This is a genomic window from Bianquea renquensis (assembly GCF_014384895.1).
Taxonomy (GTDB): domain Bacteria; phylum Bacillota; class Clostridia; order Lachnospirales; family Bianqueaceae; genus Bianquea; species Bianquea renquensis.
Genome location: NZ_JACRSQ010000035.1, coordinates 1 through 18295, shown reverse-complemented (window position 1 = coordinate 18295; position 18295 = coordinate 1). Strand labels below are relative to the sequence as shown.

17 protein-coding genes are annotated in these 18295 nt (G+C 51.1%); 16 read left to right on the top strand and 1 reads right to left on the bottom strand.

What is annotated here, in order from left to right; genetic code table 11:
• The first annotated feature begins 282 nt into the window (after positions 1-282).
• From ispF to H8730_RS15170, 10 genes are read left to right on the top strand one after another with little or no spacing between them, the layout of a single operon-like run.
• Positions 283-765: a 2-C-methyl-D-erythritol 2,4-cyclodiphosphate synthase gene (gene ispF, locus H8730_RS15215; RefSeq protein ID WP_177717699.1), complete on the top strand. Its 483-nt coding sequence runs from the start codon at positions 283-285 to the stop codon at positions 763-765.
• A 5-nt stretch (positions 766-770) separates the two neighbouring features.
• Complete coding sequence (locus H8730_RS15210) at positions 771-1082, top strand: hypothetical protein (protein WP_177717700.1); 312 nt, start codon at positions 771-773, stop codon at positions 1080-1082.
• Positions 1083-1086: 4 nt separating this feature from the next.
• Positions 1087-2154, top strand: coding sequence for a V0D/AC39 family V-type ATPase subunit (locus H8730_RS15205; protein WP_177717702.1), 1068 nt, complete (start codon positions 1087-1089; stop codon positions 2152-2154).
• Positions 2144-4069 carry a V-type ATP synthase subunit I gene (locus H8730_RS15200; RefSeq protein ID WP_177717705.1) on the top strand — a complete coding sequence of 642 codons (1926 nt, stop codon included), beginning with the start codon at positions 2144-2146 and terminating at the stop codon, positions 4067-4069. The genes H8730_RS15205 and H8730_RS15200 overlap by 11 nt, the downstream gene beginning before the upstream one ends.
• Positions 4070-4090: 21 nt before the next feature.
• Positions 4091-4540 (top strand): ATP synthase subunit C, encoded by a 450-nt coding sequence (locus tag H8730_RS15195; protein WP_177717707.1) that lies wholly within the window; start codon positions 4091-4093, stop codon positions 4538-4540.
• A 27-nt stretch (positions 4541-4567) separates the two neighbouring features.
• Positions 4568-4876 (top strand): V-type ATP synthase subunit F, encoded by a 309-nt coding sequence (locus H8730_RS15190; RefSeq protein ID WP_177717709.1) that lies wholly within the window; start codon positions 4568-4570, stop codon positions 4874-4876.
• Positions 4877-4895: 19 nt separating this feature from the next.
• Positions 4896-5537 (top strand): V-type ATP synthase subunit E, encoded by a 642-nt coding sequence (locus H8730_RS15185; RefSeq protein ID WP_177717711.1) that lies wholly within the window; start codon positions 4896-4898, stop codon positions 5535-5537.
• 6 nt (positions 5538-5543) lie between these two features.
• Positions 5544-7331: a V-type ATP synthase subunit A gene (locus tag H8730_RS15180; RefSeq protein WP_249290104.1), complete on the top strand. Its 1788-nt coding sequence runs from the start codon at positions 5544-5546 to the stop codon at positions 7329-7331.
• Positions 7328-8758 (top strand): V-type ATP synthase subunit B, encoded by a 1431-nt coding sequence (locus H8730_RS15175; RefSeq protein ID WP_177717715.1) that lies wholly within the window; start codon positions 7328-7330, stop codon positions 8756-8758. Before H8730_RS15180 ends, H8730_RS15175 begins: the two co-directional genes overlap by 4 nt.
• Positions 8748-9362: a V-type ATP synthase subunit D gene (locus tag H8730_RS15170; protein WP_177717717.1), complete on the top strand. Its 615-nt coding sequence runs from the start codon at positions 8748-8750 to the stop codon at positions 9360-9362. Before H8730_RS15175 ends, H8730_RS15170 begins: the two co-directional genes overlap by 11 nt.
• A gap of 187 nt (positions 9363-9549) precedes the next feature.
• Here the strand turns inward: H8730_RS15170 and H8730_RS15165 are convergent, their stop codons facing one another.
• The gene (locus H8730_RS15165; protein WP_249290102.1) at positions 9550-11058 is read right to left on the bottom strand and encodes a YifB family Mg chelatase-like AAA ATPase; all 1509 of its coding nucleotides are present in this window, start codon (positions 11056-11058) and stop codon (positions 9550-9552) included.
• A gap of 333 nt (positions 11059-11391) precedes the next feature.
• On the opposite strand from H8730_RS15165, the gene dprA reads away from it, so the two are divergent.
• The 6 genes from dprA (at position 11392) to tsf (ending at position 18081) form a co-directional block, all read left to right on the top strand.
• Positions 11392-12561: a DNA-processing protein DprA gene (dprA, locus tag H8730_RS15160; protein ID WP_177719780.1), complete on the top strand. Its 1170-nt coding sequence runs from the start codon at positions 11392-11394 to the stop codon at positions 12559-12561.
• 13 nt (positions 12562-12574) lie between these two features.
• Positions 12575-14674: a type I DNA topoisomerase gene (gene topA / locus H8730_RS15155; RefSeq protein ID WP_177719779.1), complete on the top strand. Its 2100-nt coding sequence runs from the start codon at positions 12575-12577 to the stop codon at positions 14672-14674.
• Positions 14675-14691: 17 nt separating this feature from the next.
• On the top strand, positions 14692-15459 hold the full coding sequence (gene codY, locus H8730_RS15150) for a GTP-sensing pleiotropic transcriptional regulator CodY (protein ID WP_177719778.1): 768 nt from the start codon (positions 14692-14694) through the stop codon (positions 15457-15459).
• A gap of 65 nt (positions 15460-15524) precedes the next feature.
• A complete protein-coding gene (locus H8730_RS15145; protein WP_177719777.1) occupies positions 15525-16217 on the top strand; it encodes a sigma-70 family RNA polymerase sigma factor in 693 nt (230 codons plus the stop codon).
• 143 nt (positions 16218-16360) lie between these two features.
• Positions 16361-17146, top strand: a complete 786-nt coding sequence (gene rpsB / locus H8730_RS15140; protein WP_177719776.1) for a 30S ribosomal protein S2 — start codon at positions 16361-16363, stop codon at positions 17144-17146.
• 17 nt (positions 17147-17163) lie between these two features.
• Complete coding sequence (gene tsf / locus H8730_RS15135) at positions 17164-18081, top strand: translation elongation factor Ts (protein WP_177719775.1); 918 nt, start codon at positions 17164-17166, stop codon at positions 18079-18081.
• Positions 18082-18295 lie beyond the last annotated feature (214 nt).

Sequence of the window (18295 nt, the reverse complement as noted above, 5' to 3'; positions counted from 1 at the left end):
TGCGGGAAAGGGGCAATCGTAAGAATTACACAGAAAAAAGAATTTTTTTTGGAAGAAATACACAGGATGAACAGGCGTTCTAAAAAAGGAAAGAGAGAATTTGTGAGAAAAAATTTCTCTTTCTTTTTTCTATTTCGTATAAAAGGTTCTTGTTTTTGGCAAACCTTTGGTATATTATAGATAAGGATTTGTACAGTGGGGTTCAATCTGAATTCTGCTGTATACTTTGGTTAATGCAGATTTTTGTGTGCAAAACTTTGCATATACAAGAGGGGGGCGCATATGAGAGTCGGGATCGGGTATGATGTACATAGGCTGGCACAGGAGCGGAGGTTAGTGTTGGGCGGCGTCGAGATACCGTATCCTCTGGGTCTTGCGGGACACTCGGATGCAGATGTGCTGATTCATGCTATGATGGACGCGCTGCTTGGCGCCATTGGCCAGGGCGACATCGGAAAGCATTTTCCGGATTCCGACCAGCGGTATCGAGGAATCTCCAGCCTGCGGTTGTTGGAGAGGGTGATGCAGCTGGTGCGGGATGCCGGCTATGTGGTTGGCAACCTTGACGCGGTGGTGATCGCGCAAAAGCCGAAATTGGCAAAGTATTTCCCCGAAATGAGACGGATTCTCGCACAGACAATGGGCTGTGACGAAAGTCAAATCAACCTGAAGGCCACCACGGAAGAGGGGCTGGGATTCACCGGCCGCGAGGAGGGGATTGCCGCCAGCGCCGTATGCCTGTTAGTTGAAGAAGATGGGAGATGAGACAGATGAAAGACGTTTTGAATCAAATTCTCAATGTGGAGGACGAAGCCAAGGCGATTGTCCAGCAGGCGAAGGAGGAAGCGGAGAGCATTGCCCAGAGCGTTGATGTGGACATCAGACAGATGGAAGAAGATCTGGTCTTGAAGCGCAAGCGAAAGATTGATGAGCTGACAGCCAGAGAGAGAGAAGAAGGCCAGGAGCAAGCTGCCATAATTCGGGAACAGACGCAGCGGCAGGAGGCTCATATGCGTCAGGTTTGCGAGGAAAAGCGTCAGGAATGGATTCAGGACCTCTTCGAATATATCATTTCGAGGTGAGGACATGTCACAGACACAAGTTTTACAATACGGAGACGTGGCAACGAAGATCCGAGCAGGTATGGGAAAGATGCTGAGACAGAAGGATCTGGAGGAGATGTGCGCGAAACCTTCTGTGGCGGATGTGGCGGCGTACCTAAAGGAGAGCACGGCCTTCGGACCGCTGCTGGAGTCGGTCAATATCTCCAAGATCCATCGGGGAGATTTGGAGTACTTGTTTCAGGAAAAACTATATGAGGATATGGACCGTATGGTTCTGTTCAGCAAATCAAAAGGATCCTTTTTCGGTGAATATCTGACAAGACAAAGGGAATGTGAAAATTTGAAAATTCTCCTTCGAAATCTGCACGGACATCACAGGTTTCAAAAAGATAGCCTACATCCTATCAAAAAGACGGAGGTACCCTTTGATCTTCTGGCGTCGGTGGAGAGCATACCGGAATTTGTGGAGCTCCTCCGCGGTACGGTATACTATCAAATCTTGCACCCGCTGTTAGTCAGTGAAGAGACACTCAACATGTTTACCATCGAAATGGCGCTGGAACACTATTTCTTCAGGGTAATTCGAAAGGAACGCGGAAATTTGAGCGCGCCGGATCGGGCCTGTTTCGACGAGGTGTACTGTGTCAGCATAGAGGTCATGAATGTTCTCTGGATTTACCGCTGTAAACGGTTTTTTGACATGTCACCGGAAATGATTTTTCGATATGTGGTCAGCGGGTTTGAGGGGAGATTGACATCAGAAAAGCTGGTGCAGCTCATCAAGGCACCTTCGGTGGAAGAGTTTATGAGTCTCATCAAGAAGACGGTGTACGCGAAGATTTTTGACACCGATCAGGAGGAGCTATACAGTATGCGCGGTGACGCCTATATGCGCGCCCTATTTTCCAAACAATTGCGAAAAAATCCATACAGCGAGATGGCGCTGACGCTGTACTATCGCATTCGAATGCTGGAGGTTCGCACGATCATCATGATTATTGAAGGAGTTCGATACGGTGTGGAGCCTCGGAGGCTGACGAAGATCGTAGGACAGGAATTCTATTGGAAGGAGGATAACGATGGCAATTGAAAAAATGCATTTTATCAACATCGTGGGCCCGGTCAAAAAGCTCGATGAATTTGTCATGGATGGAATTCTTCCTTTTCATGTTGAATTAGTGCAGGCCATGTCCGTCCTTGATGGAGATAAAAAAGGTGTCTATCCTTTTATTGAACCGAATCCCTATGAGGGATTGATGAAAAAGGTGAAAGCGTTAGAGGAGAGGACAAAGCCCTTTTCCCTTCTGGACATGAAGATAGTCCGGCAAAAGACCATGACGGTGGAGGAGATGGAGGAAAAGGTCGATCAATTCATCCGTGATCTAGCCAATTGGTATCAGGAAAAGGTGGAGACAGATGCGCTTTTGGAGAGAAAACAAGCGATATCGGCGCAGCTCGGTCCCATTTCCGATTTGGACGTGGATATCCAGCGATTTTTCCATCTGGATTTTGTGAAATTCCGATTCGGCAGCATACCGCTTTATAATTTGGATAAGCTCGGTCAATATGAGCAGACATTAAATATTTTGACGCAGACGGTCTTTGAGACCAATGAGCTAGCCTATATAATGTACTTCGCGCTGCCGGACGAGACGGATAAGATTGATGAATTGCTGGCATCCCTTTACTTTCAGCGGGTTTATATAGCCGGCGAAGTCAACGGCCGGCCGGGTGTGGCGCTCCAGAACCTTGATGAGGAGATCCTCCGATTAAAGAAACGCCAGCTTGAGCTGGAAACCAGCGAGAGGAACTATATTGAGGCGAATTTCACCGCCATGGGTGAAATCGCATCCATTGTGAACTACCGGTATCAGCTGTTCAATGTGCGGAAATACGCAGCGCATACAAAAGAGGCCTATCATCTATGCGGCTGGATCAGCGATTCTGACTTGGCGGGCTTTCAAAAGGCGGTGGATAAGTTTGACGACACCACATCCATTGTCTACGAGCCGGAGGAGGTCGATGAGCGGATTAAAACGCCGACAAAGCTGAAAAATAAAGGCGTTGTCAAGGCTTTCGAGGCATTGGTCGGTATGTATGGAGTACCCTCCTACAACGAGCTGGATCCGACGCCCCTTGTCACCATCACCTATCTCTTAATTTTTGGGATGATGTTCGGCGATGTTGGGCAAGGGTTAGTCATTTTCTTTGGGGCCTTCTTCCTGTATAAGCTGAAGGGGATCAAGCTGGCTAAGGTTATAAGCTACTGTGGGATATCCTCCGTCATTTTCGGATTCGTCTATGGCTCTTTCTTTGGGAATGAGACGATTATCCACAGCCTGCTGCCATTCCTTCCCCTGTTGGAGCCGATGCAGGATCAGCTGATAACCTTAGGCATAGGCCTAGGGTTGGGTGCGATTCTCATCGTGGTCGCCATTGTGATGAACATCATTAATCAGGTGAAGCGCAAAGAGTATGGAAAGGCGCTTTTCGATAAAAATGGAGTCGCCGGCTTGGTTTTCTATCTCAGTGTCATCCTGTTTGCCTTTGGCGTCTATGCAGGGCAGGTCGTTCTGTCCAGCGCAGGGTTTCTGGTTGTATTTGTCATCCTGCCGCTGCTCATCATTTTCTTTGGCGAGCCGCTGGAGCGATGGATGAAGACTAAAAAGTTCAAGAGCCGTCAGGGGTACTATGTGGAGGCGGTGTTTGAAATCATCGAAACCCTCCTATCCTTTTTCAGCAATACGGTATCCTTCATCCGTGTCGGCGCTTTCGCGCTGAACCATGTAGCCCTGTTTATGGCCTTTCAAGTCATGCAGCGGATGTTGGGAGGCGTTGGAGGCGTAGCGGTTATGATATTCGGAAACATTCTAATCATAGGGTTAGAGGGTTTGATCGTATTCATACAGGGACTGCGAATCCAGTATTATGAGATGTTCAGCCGTTTCCTAGAAGCCGATGGAAAGGCATTTGAACCCTATGAGATCCATACAAAATTAAATTAGGTAGATGAGGAGGACGAGAGTATGTATTTTATACTTGCATTGGTATTGGTATTAGTGGCAGCGACAGTGGGGACTGGAGTGTACGCCATACGGCATGGGATCCGGCATGGACGGGTCAAGCGGATCATGGGAATGAATCTTGCCAGCTTCTTCGTGGTGATGATCGGCGCGGTCATCTTCTTCATCGGCAGCGCTGACGCGCGCGCGGAATCGGCCGCGGATTCTACAGGAACGCAGGTAGAGGCGGAGGCGTCGGATATGAGCCAGGGAATGCGGTATTTGGCTGCAGCTCTTTCCACCGGCTTGGCGACCATCGGCTGCGGCATCGCGGTGGCATCGGCTGCATCAGCTGCCACCGGCGCCATCAGCGAAAACGACAAGCTGTTGGGCAAGACTTTAATCTACGTTGGTTTGTCAGAGGGTATCGCCATTTATGGTCTGGTTATTTCTATTTTGATCCTATTCGTATAACGATTCTTGATGTGGGGGCTGGCAAAGGTGAAGATGTATGTGATCAGTGATAATATCGACACACAGACCGGTATGCGTCTGGCCGGCGTGGAGGGTGTAGTTGTTCACGAGCATGATGAGACAGTGGAAGCCCTGCACAGGGCAATTGCAGATGGGGATATCGCCATCATTCTCATCACGGAAAAGCTCGCGAAGTTGGTCAGCCGAGAGATGGATGCCCTAAAGCTTACGTACGAGCGCCCGTTGATGGTGGAGATCCCGGACAGACATGGGACCGGGCGGACTCCGGATTCGATTACAAAGTATGTCCGCGAGGCGATCGGTCTAAAAATATAAGGAGCGAAGGCGTATAGAAATGGAAATAAAGAATCAGACGGCCTCCGATAACAGCGCAAAATTTTCCCGTTTTCAGAGCGCAGTCTTAAAAACGGCCATGGATCAGAAGGAAGCGATTCTCATGGAAGCGAGAGATGAAAAGCGGCGTGTTTTGGACCAGAAGGAAACGGAATTATTACAAGCGGCGTATGATGCGATTCAGTTCGGTGTTCAGGAGAGCCATCGCAAAATGAATGAGATCATTAGCCGCGCTTCAATGGAGGGAAAAAAGCAGTTATTGAGTGTGCGGACATCGCTGTTCCATGATATTTTGCAGGACGTTGGGAAGAAGCTACATGATTTCTGTGAGTCGGATGAGTATCGCGGGTATCTGTGGTCGCAGCTGGAGGATACTGTGGACAGTCTGGGGCCCCGGAGTGAAATTCGAGCGTTCGTCTGCAAACGGGATGAGCGATTTGCCTCTGCGCTGCAGCAGGAGTTGGGCGTCCGGGTTGAGGCGACTCTGCCAGACAGCTATATCGGAGGCTGTGTCCTTGTCCATGACCGGCGGCGAATCCATATGGATATGACGCTACGGGAGAAGCTGGAGAGCAGCAAAGAGCACTTATTTGAAATCAGCGGCCTGGAAATTGAAGCCCACGACATAAAAAAGAAAGGATGATGACGGATGGAGCAAAGAGGTAGGATTTGCGGGATTAATGGTCCTGTTATTACCGTCGCGTCCGAAGAAGCGTTCCAGATGATGGAGAAGGTGTATGTGGGGGAGGAGCATCTGATTGGAGAGGTCATCTCAGTTCAGGGGCAACACGCCATCGTCCAGGTGTATGAGAGCACGACAGGGCTTCGCCTTGGGGAAGCGGTATATTCCACGCAGACCCCTCTCTCCGTGGAATTGGCCCCCGGCATAATCGGCGGCGTCATCGATGGGATTCAGAGGCCCCTGCAGAAGATGGAGGAGGCCACAGGCCACTTCATTGGCCGTGGTGTGGACATTCATCCAATTGACCGGGCAAAAGAATGGCCGGTTCGATTCTGTGTCGAGTCCGGCGCACAGGCGTTCCCCGGCATGATCTTCGCCTCAGTCCAGGAGACAGAGCTGATCTTGCACAAACTGATGATACCGAGTGGAATCAGCGGACGGATCGTCAGCGTGAAGCAGGACGGTTTATATAAGGTAGAAGATACCCTGCTGGAAGTTGAGACAGAGAGCGGCAGACGGGAAGTCAGCATGCTGCAATACTGGCCGGTCCGTAGGCCGAGACCCTTTGCGAAGCGTCTGCGGATGGATGTGCCCTTGATCACTGGACAGCGGGTCATCGATACGTTTTTTCCCATTGCGAAGGGGGGGACAGCCGCCATTCCCGGCGGCTTCGGAACGGGAAAGACCATGACGCAACACCAGCTGGCTAAGTGGAGCGACGCGGATATCATTGTGTATATCGGCTGTGGAGAGCGGGGAAATGAGATCACGGAGGTGCTGGAGGATTTCCCGAAGCTGGTGGACCCAAAGTCCGGGAGATCTCTCATGGAGCGCACGGTCTTGATTGCGAACACCTCCAACATGCCGGTGGCGGCCCGTGAGGCATCGATCTACACAGGAATCACCTTGGCGGAATATTATCGCGACATGGGGTATCACGTGGCGATCATGGCGGACTCCACCTCCCGCTGGGCGGAGGCGCTCCGCGAGATCTCCGGACGATTGGAGGAGATGCCTGCAGAAGAAGGGTTTCCGGCCTATTTGCCGTCTCGGCTCGCACAATTTTATGAGCGGGCTGGCTATGTGGAGACCAATGGACACACGGAGGGCTCTGTCAGCATAATCGGGGCGGTATCCCCCCAGGGCGGTGATTTCTCGGAACCTGTTACACAGAATACGAAGCGATTTATCCGCTGCTTCTGGGGCCTGGACAAGGATTTGGCCTACAGCCGCCATTATCCCGCTATCCACTGGCTTAACAGCTACAGCGAGTACATTGATGATCTGCAAGTGTGGTTTCAGGAGAATGTGTCCCACGATTTCCTCCCCCTGCGAAATCGAATGATGGCCATCCTGCAGGAGGAAAACAAACTGATGGAAATCGTCAAGCTGATCGGCTCCGATGTGCTGCCGGAGGAACAGAAGCTGACATTGGAGATTGCGAAGGCGATCCGGCTGGGATTTTTGCAGCAGAACGCATTTCACGATGTGGACACCTACGTGCCCCTGATCAAGCAGAGGGAAATGATGAAGGTGATCGCCTATGCGGCGGATGTCAGCCAAAAATTGGTGGCGAATGGGGTTCCAACCTCCAGAATCGTCAAATCGCATATCTTCGACGACTTGATACAAAGTAAATATCAGGTTGGCAACGAGGATATGAGCGGCTTCGACGTTTATTACCGCCAGATTGACGCGATGGACAAAGAAATTCGAGACAGCTATAAATTGTTTGAAAGGAAGCGGTCCTCATGAGTATTGAATATATAGGCGCCACCAGTTTCAACGGAGCGTTGATGGCGCTTGAAAGCATTCCGGGAGCTTCCAGCGAGGAGATCGTCCAGATCCATATGGATGACGGCGGCATGAGGACGGGCAAGATTCTCCAGTTGACTGACGACGCCACCATCGTTCAGGTCTTTGAGGGGACGAACGGAATGTCCACTTCCAATATACGAACAAGATTTACTGGCAAGCCGCTGGAGATCCCTCTCTCCTCCGAGTTGCTGGGGCGAACGCTGGATGGCTTGGGAAGGCCCATCGACGGTCTCGGCGAGATCTATCCGCAGATGAAGCGGGACGTAAATGGGGAGCCGATCAATCCCGTCAGCCGGATGTATCCGCGAAATTATATACAGACGGGCATATCCTCCATCGACGCCATGATGACCCTAATTCGCGGCCAGAAGCTTCCGGTATTTTCCGGAAATGGCCTACCCCACGATGCTCTGGCCGTTCAGATTGTAAAGCAGGCGAAGCTGACGGGGGAGGATGCGGAAAATTTTGTGATCGTTTTCTGTGCCATGGGTGTGAAAAATGATGTGGCGGAGTTTTTCAGGCGAAGCTTTGAGGAAAGCGGTGTTCTGGAGAAGGTCGTCATGTTTATGAATTTGGCCAACGATCCCATTGTGGAGCGTATCGTAACGCCGCGCTGTGCACTGACGGCAGCGGAATATCTGGCTTTTGAGATGAACATGCATGTGCTCGTCATTTTGACGGATATGACGTCCTACTGTGAGGCGCTGCGCGAAGTGTCATCCTCTCAGCAGGAGATTCCAAGCCGTAAAGGATTCCCGGGGTATATGTATAGCGACTTAGCCTCCATCTACGAGCGGGCCGGCATGCTGAAGGATCGAAAGGGTTCTATAACGCAGATTCCGATTTTAACGATGCCCAATGATGATATCACACATCCGATTCCGGACTTGACCGGCTATATAACGGAAGGACAGATCGTGCTGAACCGGGATCTGTATCAAAAGGGAATCTATCCCCCTATCTCCGTGCTTCCTTCTCTTTCCCGATTGATGAAAGATGGAATCGGCGAGGGGTACACGCGGGCGGATCATCCCGCAGTTTCCAACCAGCTCTTTGCTGCCTACGCCAATGTGCAGAATGTGGAGGCGCTGGCATCGGTCATCGGTGAAGATGAACTTTCCACAACAGATGTGCTGTACAAGGAATTCGGAAAAGAGTTTGAGGAGAAATTTGTATCCCAGGGAAAGAGTGAAAATCGGGATATCATCCAGACCCTGGATCTGGGATGGCGGCTGCTCAGCATTCTGCCGAAGGAAGAGCTGAGCCGTATGGATCCGGCCATGGTGGAGAAATACTACGTCGAGAGGCCGAAAGAGGATATAGTGGATAAATTGGAAAAGGACGGGGATGTCCATGAGCAATAACGCGGTTCCGACCAAGGGAAACCTGATGGCGGCGAAGAATACGCTAAAGCTGTCAGTGCAGGGCTATGAGCTCTTGGATAAGAAGCGAAACATCCTAGTCCGGGAAATGATGTCCCTCATCGATAAGGCGCAGGAAGTCCAGTCACACATTGACGGCACTTTCAGCGAGGCATATGAGGCGCTGCAGATGGCAAACATCAATCTGGGCATACACAATATCGAGAAGACGGTCTACGCCATTGACGAGGAGAAGGGGATCGCCATCAACACGCGGAGCATCATGGGGGTGGAGATTCCCATGGCGGCCATTGATGAGGGAGATTCCAGGCCGCAGTATGGACTCAAAGGTACGAGCGTAGCATTGGATGTGGCGAGAGAGAAATTCATCGCGGTGAAGAAGCTGACAGTGCAGCTGGCGGAGATCGAAAACGCCATCTACCGGTTGGCGGTGAATATCAAAAAAACGCAGAAGAGGGCAAACGCGCTGAAAAATATCATGATTCCCCGCTATGAAGAGCTGGTTAAGTTTATAACGGAATCGCTGGAAGAAAAGGAGCGGGAAGAATTCACAAGGCTCAAGATGATCAAAAAGATCAAAGCGTAGGAGATGAGAAGACCTTAGCCAGAATGATGGGGAGGGCCTGAGAGCCGAGATGGGTGTCACAAGACGAGTGAAAGGCAGATTGCTTTTCACTCGTTTTGATGCTATAGGAAGGTCCGCTGCAAGAGAGACAAAGCTCATGAAAGCGAACTTTTGAGCTATGGGGGAGACCTGCGTTCCTGTACAGAAACTATGGGAAAGCAAGGCTGTGGTATTGGACAGCCTCGCTGATATGGCGCTCCAGAATACATTCACTTTGGTCCAGATCGGCCAAAGTTCTGGAACACCGCAGAATCGCGTAATAAGCGCGTATACTCAGGGAATAGTGGTTGAAGGCAGTTTTCAACAGCCGTTCCCCCGAGGTTTCGACAGTACAGTAGCGCTCAATCAGGGGCGGGGGCATTCGGGAGTTATAGAGGCAGTCCTCCTTCCGAAAGCGTTGGCGCTGAATCTCATGCGCTGTGAGAATTTGTTGTGCCGCCGCAAGGTCAGAGGGAGAGTCGTCCTGCTGGAGATGATCGTATGGAATCGGCGAGATGGGAAGCGTGATATCGAATCGGTCCAGGAGAGGGCCGCTGATGCGATGGAGATAGGAGCGAACCTGCTCATGCGAGCATGTGCAGCGGGTCATATCGGGATAATAGCCGCACGGACACAGATTCATGCTGGCGACGAGCATGAAATCGCAGGGAAAGGTCACGCTGGAGTGCAGCCGCTGATGGCTGACAGAATGATCTTCCATGGGAAGGCGCAGGGCCTCCAGGCAGTGTTTCGAGAATTCTGGGAGTTCATCCAGGAACAGGACGCCGAGGTGAGCCAAACTGATTACACCTGGGCGAGGATTGGACCCACCGCCAGTGAACGCGTGCAGAGAGATTGTGTGATGGGGCGCTAGAAAAGGCCGCCGCGTCATGAGACCGCGGCCCGGGGGCAATTTTCCCGCCGCACTGTAAATCTGGGTCAGTTCAAGCGCTTGATCAAAGGCAAGAGGCGGAAGAAGATCGGGCAGGCTTCTCGCCAGCAGTGTTTTCCCTGAGCCGGGAGGGCCGCAGAAAAGCAAGTTGTGACACCCCGCCGCCGCCGCGATAAGCGCTCTCTTGGCGACCGACTGGCCCTTTATCAGGGATAGGGCGGTGCAGGTTGGCGTCCAGGGAATGAAGCTTGGCTCCGCCGCTGGGGCGATCTCCCGAAAACCGCAAAGGTATTCGACAACTTCCAGGAGAGAGCTGGCACCGATGACCTTGATTCCAGGAATCAAGGCGGCCTCAGCTGCGCAGGATCTTGGGAGAATCATGGCATTAAAACCGCGCTCTTTGGCGCACATGGTCATGGAGAGAACTCCCGGAATGGAGCGCAGCTCTCCATTTAAGGATAGCTCCCCTGCGACCATAGCCGTCTGAGCGAAAGAGCAGGGAATCCTCGACTGACATAGCAGAATTCCCAGCGCGATGGGAAGATCAAAGGAAGCGCCATCCTTTCGCAGAGCGGTTGGCGCGAGATTGATGGTGATCTTTTGAATCGGAGGGTCAAAACCGGAACTTTTCATAGCGCTTCGGATTCGCTCACGGGACTGTCTGGCTGCCCCCTCCGACAAACCGACAATGGAGAAGTATGGCATACCAGCGCTAATACAGGTTTCCACATCCACAGGGATCCCCTGGACTCCAGATAGGGTACAGCTTACAATTTTGGCGAACATAGAATCATCGTCCTTTACTGATAGTCTATATGGAATATCGCAGATATTTGTATCTATGTGTACTTGGGGAAGAAAAGGGGGATCTTGATTTTTCTGCTATTTGCTAAGAGGATTTAAAAAATTTTAGAGTTTTAATAAAATCAGTAAAATAAATTGTGCTTTATTGCGAAATTTCCGAAAAATATTTGAATTATTAGAAAATTTCAACTTATACTATACAAGTCCGAAAAATTTCATTATAATATTAGAATGGAAATGAAGCTTAGGGTAGGAAAGGGGAGTATCCATCGCCGGCCATAGACACAGAATGAGGGCAGGATGGAGGGATATCCCATGCAAGACAAGGATACAGTTTCGTTAGAAGACCTGTACTGGATCTGGTTTCACAGGACACCCGGTATTGGCCCGCGCAAGGTATGCCGGCTAGTAAAAGACTTTGGTAGCCCGGATAAAGTCTGGAAATGCACGGAAGCTGAGCTGAAACAAATTGAAGGATTAACGTCAAGCGATTGCCAGGCCCTTATACGGGAAAAGAACCTGGACAGGCTGTGGGAATGGGCGCATGTCCTGGGCAAGCGAGGCATATACGTTATAACAAGGGCTTCACGCTATTATCCGCCTTTGCTCAATTTTATCTTTGATCCACCGCCCGTATTATTTGTTCGGGGGAATCCCTCCGCGCTTTACAGCGATGCGATTGCCGTGATCGGATCAAGAAAGTGCACCGATTATGGAGCGTCCGCCGCTAGAGACTGTGCCAGCTATCTGGCGGACCGCGGGTACGTTGTGGTCAGCGGTATGGCGAGAGGAATTGATTCTTGGGGGCATGAAGGGGCCCTAAGGGTAGGGGGAACCACCGTAGCGGTGTTGGGATGCGGCGTTGACCGCTGCTATCCCCCGGAGAACCGGCGGCTGATGGAGGCAATCGAAGCAGGAGGCGCCGTCATTTCGGAACTTGATCCGAGTGCAGAGGCATTGGCAAGACATTTCCCTCTGCGCAACCGCATCATTAGTGGGATGTGCCGAGGAGTCGTCATCGTTGAAGCGGCGAGAAAAAGCGGCTCACTGATTACCGCGGATCAAGCGTTGGAGCAGGGGCGAGAAGTTTTTGTCGTTCCCGGCTCTATATTCAGCCCCAACAGTCAAGGAGGACATGGATTGGTACAGCAGGGGGCCGTGCTGTTGACCTCGTGGAAGGATATCTGCGATATTTGTCCGCGCACTTTGGGGATAAACCCGGCCCGGACTCCCGGCACAGGCGTGAGGAAGAGGAAGGCCGATACTAAATATGAGGGAAGCTTTCGGTGTGGAGGATGGGACGATCCAGAACTGGAGGCTGACGCAGCGAGGGTTCTCAGCCTGATAGCGCCTGAGGGTGCGGATCAGGAGACCCTGTGCAGAGAAGGAAATCTAGCGCCGTCCCGGTTTCAGCAAATCATCACCGCGCTGGAGCTTCGCGGATTGATTTTGCGTATGCCGGATCAGCGGTTCATCAAATATTAAGGAGAGAATGGAAATGGCAAAGAATCTAGTAATTGTGGAGTCACCGGCTAAGGCGAAGACGATCAAAAAGTTTTTAGGTTCTTCCTATCAGGTGGTTGCCTCCAACGGGCATGTTCGAGATCTCCCCAAAAGTCAGATGGGGGTTGATTTAGACCATGATTTTGAGCCCAAATATATTACCATTCGCGGTAAGGGCGAATTGCTGAGCCAACTTAAGAAAGAGGTTAAGAAGGCGGACAAAGTATATCTCGCGACGGACCCTGACCGTGAGGGGGAGGCCATTTCCTGGCACTTAAAGTATGCTTTGAACCTGGATCAGATTCCGACACAGCGCATTACCTTTAATGAAATAACGAAGGAGGCGGTCAAGGGAGCGATCAAACAGGCGCGCGATATCGATATGAATTTGGTCAACGCGCAGCAGGCCCGAAGAATTTTGGACCGCGTTGTCGGCTACCAGATCAGCCCGGTGCTGTGGAAAAAGGTAAAAAAGGGGCTTAGTGCAGGCCGAGTGCAGTCGGCTGCCCTGAAGCTTCTCTGCGACAGGGAGGATGAAATCGCAGATTTTATCCAGGAAGAGTTCTGGAGTATAGAAGCGCAATTTGGCAAATGTAAAGCGAAGGGGCATCTGGGAGCAAAGTTGACCGCCATTGATAAAGCGAAAGTCCATATCGAAAATGGCAAAGACTCCGCTTCCATCATTGAACGAATTCGGGGCGCTGGCGATTTCCTTGTGGAGGACATGAAAAAAGGAAAGAGGAGCCGAAAGGCGCCACTTCCCTTTACAACGAGTACCTTACAGCAGGAGGCGTCAAAACGGCTCAATTTCACTCCGCAAAAGACGATGCGCATAGCGCAGCAGCTTTATGAAGGCGTCGAAGTGAAGGGAGCCGGGCAGGTGGGGTTGATCACCTATCTGAGGACAGACTCCGTTAGAATCGCAGAGGAGGCGCACAATGCGGCCGTTCTATTTATTGAAGAGACGTATGGCCGCGAGTACGCGGGAGAGAAGAAGGAACCAGAGAAAAAAGGCCGGATACAGGACGCACATGAAGCCATACGCCCGACGTATGCTACGGACTATCTGCCGGCCAAGGTTGAAGACTCCCTGAGCCGTGATCAGTTTCGACTGTATAAGCTAATTTGGGAGCGTTTTATGGCGAGCCGAATGTCGCCGGCAGAATACGAGACATATCAGGTTAAGTTGGTTAAAAATGAATTTGAGTTCACGGCCTCGGGGTCTCGCATCCGTTTTCCAGGTTTTTTAAAGGTGTACCAGGAGCAGGAGGAAGAGAAGGAAACGTATGAGAGCATCGAAGGCCTTGAAATCGGTGATCAGGTCCAACTGAAGAAGATCGAGGGACTTCAGCATTTCACTCAGCCGCCGGCGAGATATACGGAGGCGTCTCTCGTGAAAGCGTTAGAGGAAAATGGTGTTGGACGGCCGAGCACCTATGCGCCGACCATCGGAATCTTGCTTACAAGGAATTATATTGCCAAGGAGAAGAAGTCGCTATTTGTAACGGAGCTGGGTACCATCGTCAACCAGATCATCAGCGAGTACTTTAAGGATATCGTGGATATTCATTTTACTGCACAGATGGAAGAGTCTCTCGACCATGTGGAAGAGGGCACGGAAGAGTGGAAGCAGGTGCTGCGTGACTTTTACGTGGACTTCGCTCCGCTAGTGGAAGTGGCGATGGAGAAGCTGGAGAAGGTCACCATACAGGATGAGGTGACGGATGTAATCTGTGAGAAGTGCGGCCGCAACATGGTTTTAAAGTATGGACGTTTTGGCAAGTTTTACGCATGCCCTGGATTCCCGGAGTGCCGGAATGCCAAGCCTTATTTTGAGGCAATCGACGCAAAATGTCCCCTGTGCGGCGGGCAAATACAAATGAAAAAGACGAAAAAGGGTAGGCTCTACTATGGGTGTGAAAACAATCCAGAATGTGGGTTCATGTCCTGGGATAAACCCACGGATCAGACATGTCCAGAATGTGGGTCGATGCTCTACGAGAAGGTGGGAAAAAAGCGGAAGTTAATCTGCTCGAAGGAAGATTGCGGTTATGTAAAAGAGCTGCCGAAGGAAGAAGAGGAAACCGATGAATAAGGGAGAGGGGCATTGCTATGAGCGTTGACTTATTGAAGAAAATTAGGAGTTTAAACCGGTTGTTACAGAGATCGGGGGCAAATCCACTGATTTTTGGAGATATCTGCATCTTATGCGGTGATCTCCTGAATTCTAACGTTATGGTCGTGACGAAGAAAGGAAAAATCTTAGATGTCTACAATCATGATGAGCAGGAGGGCGCTTTTTTAGGCTCGCTGGAGAAAGGCGCAACGCTGTCGCCGGCCTGCACGGCTGCGCTAAATCGCATCTTGGAGACGCAGGAGGATGCAAATCTTGAGAAACTTGGTTTGGGAAAAAATGAGCGGTCGGGATTTTGTGTCGTCGTTCCGCTGGAAAGCAGTGGTGACCGAGTCGGCACACTGATTTGTTGCCGAAATGAGGAGGGCTACACCGTAGACGATTTGATTTTAATGGAGTATGCCGCGACAGCGGTGGGAGTGGAACTGGCCAGATCGATTTTGCAGGAGACAGAAAAAGAAATGCGGCGGAGCTCTGTTGTGAAAGCGGCGATCGCAACGCTGTCGTATTCCGAGCTGGAGGCGGTGATCCACATTTTTGATGAGCTGGGAGGTCAGGAGGGAATGCTGGTGGCCAGCAAGGTGGCGGATAAAGTAGGCATTACCCGATCGGTCATCGTCAACGCCCTCAGAAAATTTGAGAGCGCAGGCATCATCGAATCCCGCTCGCTGGGGATGAAGGGGACGTACATCCGCATCCTGAATCCAGCGCTATCCACTGAATTAAAGAAATATAAAAATACGTAATCTAGAAACTTGTTCATCCACATAGCGAAAGAAGCATGGTAAAATCTTATCTTGGGAGAGTATCAATGGATCGATGGGATTTTAACAAGCTTTTTTCAGTTTTACCGGAATCGGAGGAACGGGGAAACTTCGAAATTTGGTCGGCTTTTGCAAAATCAAAGGAGCCGGCGCTGCGGCAAACTCTGATCGAGTCCAATTTGCGCCTCGTGCTTTTTGTCGTCCAACGCCTCCGCTGTTATGTGCCGCCGTCAATGGAGCGGGAAGATCTGGTCAGCTGTGGCATAATTGGGTTGATCGAAGCGGTCGATCGCTTTGACCCTACTAGAGGATTTGAATTTTCCACATTCGCAGTGAAACGAATACGGGGGGCGGTCTATGATGGCATTTGCCAATATAGCGGTTTGACTCGGTATGGCTATGGACAGCATCGAAAAAAGCGGGATGGGGAGGAATCAGTTTTCGAGTTTTGTTCGTTGGAGATGGAGGAGAATGGAAATGGCGGCGATCCAGAACAGTGGCTGGATGAGCAGGAGGAACGAGAACTGGTGAAGGGGGCTGTTCAACAGCTGTCGGAGATGCAGCGGAATGTGATTTTTCAGCACTATTACAGGGAAAAACCGCTGCGACAGATTGCCGCACAGCTTCAATACAGCCCATCCTGGGTGGGAAGGCTTCATCAGGCCGCCCTGTCATCACTTCGCTGGCTTTTGACCCAGCGCGGCATGGGAAATATGAAAAAAAGTCGAGAAAAGTCTTGATTTCCCATGTAAAGATATGGTATACTATACAACGGTAAATTTTAAGCCAAATCCGCACGCGTTTCTATTTCACGCCGGTGCCTGTTTAAGGTGGCAGAGAAAGCGAACGAGACGCGGAAGAAAAAACCAATGGAGGTCAAGACATGAGTGTAATTTCTATGAAGCAACTGCTGGAAGCAGGTGTGCATTTTGGACATCAGACCCGGAGATGGAACCCGAAGATGGCTCCGTATATTTTCACGGAGCGGAATGGGATTTACATCATCGATTTGCAGAAGACGAGCCGAAAAGTTGACGAGGCGTATGCTGCGGTTAAAAGCATAGCTGAGGAGGGCGGAAAGGTTTTGTTCGTCGGCACGAAGAAGCAGGCGCAGGAGGCTGTCAAGTCGGAGGCGGAGCGCTGTGGGATGTACTATATCAACAATCGTTGGCTGGGCGGTATGTTGACGAATTTCAAGACAATCCGCAGCCGTGTGAACCGTATGTTCGAGCTGGAGAGAATGGAAGAAGACGGTACCTTCGACGTGCTGCCCAAGAAGGAAGTGCTGAATCTTCGCGCAGAGCTGGATAAGCTGCAGAAGAATCTGAATGGAATCCGTGATATGACGGAATTGCCAGACATGATTTTCATTGTTGACCCGAGGAAAGAGAGAATTGCCATTTCGGAGGCGCATATTCTGAATATTCCGCTGGTTGGAATCGTGGACACCAACTGTGACCCTGATGAGATCGACTATGTAATTCCGGGGAACGACGACGCGATCCGCGCGGTCAAGCTGATTGCCGCCACGGTTGCTGACGCGATCATCGAGGGCAATCAGGGCGTCCAGTACGGCGCTGCTGCGGAAGAGGCGGCCGTTGAGCCGGAAGAGACCGCGGAGGATGTTGAAGAGGTGGCTGCGGAAGAGGAAGCCGTAGAAGCAGAATAATCAGGAGGGGTAAGACAATGGCAATCACCGCTAGTATGGTAAAAGAATTACGAGAATTGACAGGTGCCGGTATGATGGACTGTAAAAAGGCCCTGACCGAGACCGATGGGGATATGAAAGCGGCTGTGGAGGCTCTCCGGAAGAAGGGACTCGCCGCGGCGGCGAAGAAAGCAAGCCGCATTGCTGCGGAAGGTTTAGTTGCCTTTTCGATCAATGAGGATGGAAAGAGTGCGGCCATTGTGGAGGTCAACTCCGAGACCGACTTTGTTGCGAAGAATGAGATGTTTCAGACGTATGTCGCCAATGTGGCGGCGCAGGCAGCGGCGACATCTGCGTCGGACATGGACGCTTTTATGGAAGAGCCGTGGGGGCCAGACCCGTCGGTGACCGTCCGCGATGCATTGGTTGCAAAAGTTTCTGTCATCGGTGAGAATCTTCAGATCCGCCGCTTTGACAAGATTCAGACGGAGGGATATATCGGCTCCTACAGTCACGGCGGCGGCCGCATCGGCGTATTAGTCGAGATGAGCTGTGCCTCCGTCAACGATGCTGTCAAAGAGGCAGCCAAGAATGTGGCGATGCAGGTAGCGGCCATGAATCCCAAATTTATCAGCCGCGACGATGTCCCGGCTGAGTATCTGGCGAAGGAAAAGGAGATTTTGATGGAGCAGGCCTCCAAGGAAAATAAGCCGGCTAATATTTTGGAGAAGATGGTGGAGGGCCGCCTGAGCAAATCCATGAAGGAGATTTGCCTCCTGGATCAGGTATACTTCAAGGATGACGAGAAGACAGTGGGCCAGTATCTCAAGGCTGTATCCAAAGAGTGCGGCGTCGAGCTGACAGTCAAAAAGTATATCCGCTATGAAACCGGCGAAGGGATCGAGAAGAAGCAGGAAAACTTTGCGGATGAAGTCGCAAAGCAAATTGGACGGTAAGGCTCGCAGCAAAGTCTCAATTTAAACGGCCTGAAATCACCAGTAAAAGGGAAGGAATCTCAACGGTATAGCCCTAGTTATAAGGGCTGTACCGTTTTTGTTTGCCCAGCATGGGCGTTCTCTAACGGGTGAAAGTCCCGAGTGCGCGTAGGCAACGACGAAGCACATAGCCGAACAGCAAGGGTGTCCATCGCGAGGTGGAATCTGAAAGAAG

Excerpts from the sequence above, each read along its gene's own strand:
- ispF (WP_177717699.1), top strand. The coding sequence starts at position 283 with ATGAGAGTCGGGATCGGGTATGATGTACATAGGCTGGCACAGGAGCGG.
- H8730_RS15210 (WP_177717700.1), top strand. The coding sequence starts at position 771 with ATGAAAGACGTTTTGAATCAAATTCTCAATGTGGAGGACGAAGCCAAG.
- H8730_RS15205 (WP_177717702.1), top strand. The coding sequence starts at position 1,087 with ATGTCACAGACACAAGTTTTACAATACGGAGACGTGGCAACGAAGATC.
- H8730_RS15200 (WP_177717705.1), top strand. The coding sequence starts at position 2,144 with ATGGCAATTGAAAAAATGCATTTTATCAACATCGTGGGCCCGGTCAAA.
- H8730_RS15195 (WP_177717707.1), top strand. The coding sequence starts at position 4,091 with ATGTATTTTATACTTGCATTGGTATTGGTATTAGTGGCAGCGACAGTG.
- H8730_RS15185 (WP_177717711.1), top strand. The coding sequence starts at position 4,896 with ATGGAAATAAAGAATCAGACGGCCTCCGATAACAGCGCAAAATTTTCC.
- H8730_RS15180 (WP_249290104.1), top strand. The coding sequence starts at position 5,544 with ATGGAGCAAAGAGGTAGGATTTGCGGGATTAATGGTCCTGTTATTACC.
- H8730_RS15175 (WP_177717715.1), top strand. The coding sequence starts at position 7,328 with ATGAGTATTGAATATATAGGCGCCACCAGTTTCAACGGAGCGTTGATG.
- H8730_RS15170 (WP_177717717.1), top strand. The coding sequence starts at position 8,748 with ATGAGCAATAACGCGGTTCCGACCAAGGGAAACCTGATGGCGGCGAAG.
- H8730_RS15165 (WP_249290102.1), bottom strand. The coding sequence starts at position 11,058 with ATGTTCGCCAAAATTGTAAGCTGTACCCTATCTGGAGTCCAGGGGATC.
- dprA (WP_177719780.1), top strand. The coding sequence starts at position 11,392 with ATGCAAGACAAGGATACAGTTTCGTTAGAAGACCTGTACTGGATCTGG.
- topA (WP_177719779.1), top strand. The coding sequence starts at position 12,575 with ATGGCAAAGAATCTAGTAATTGTGGAGTCACCGGCTAAGGCGAAGACG.
- codY (WP_177719778.1), top strand. The coding sequence starts at position 14,692 with ATGAGCGTTGACTTATTGAAGAAAATTAGGAGTTTAAACCGGTTGTTA.
- H8730_RS15145 (WP_177719777.1), top strand. The coding sequence starts at position 15,525 with ATGGATCGATGGGATTTTAACAAGCTTTTTTCAGTTTTACCGGAATCG.
- rpsB (WP_177719776.1), top strand. The coding sequence starts at position 16,361 with ATGAGTGTAATTTCTATGAAGCAACTGCTGGAAGCAGGTGTGCATTTT.
- tsf (WP_177719775.1), top strand. The coding sequence starts at position 17,164 with ATGGCAATCACCGCTAGTATGGTAAAAGAATTACGAGAATTGACAGGT.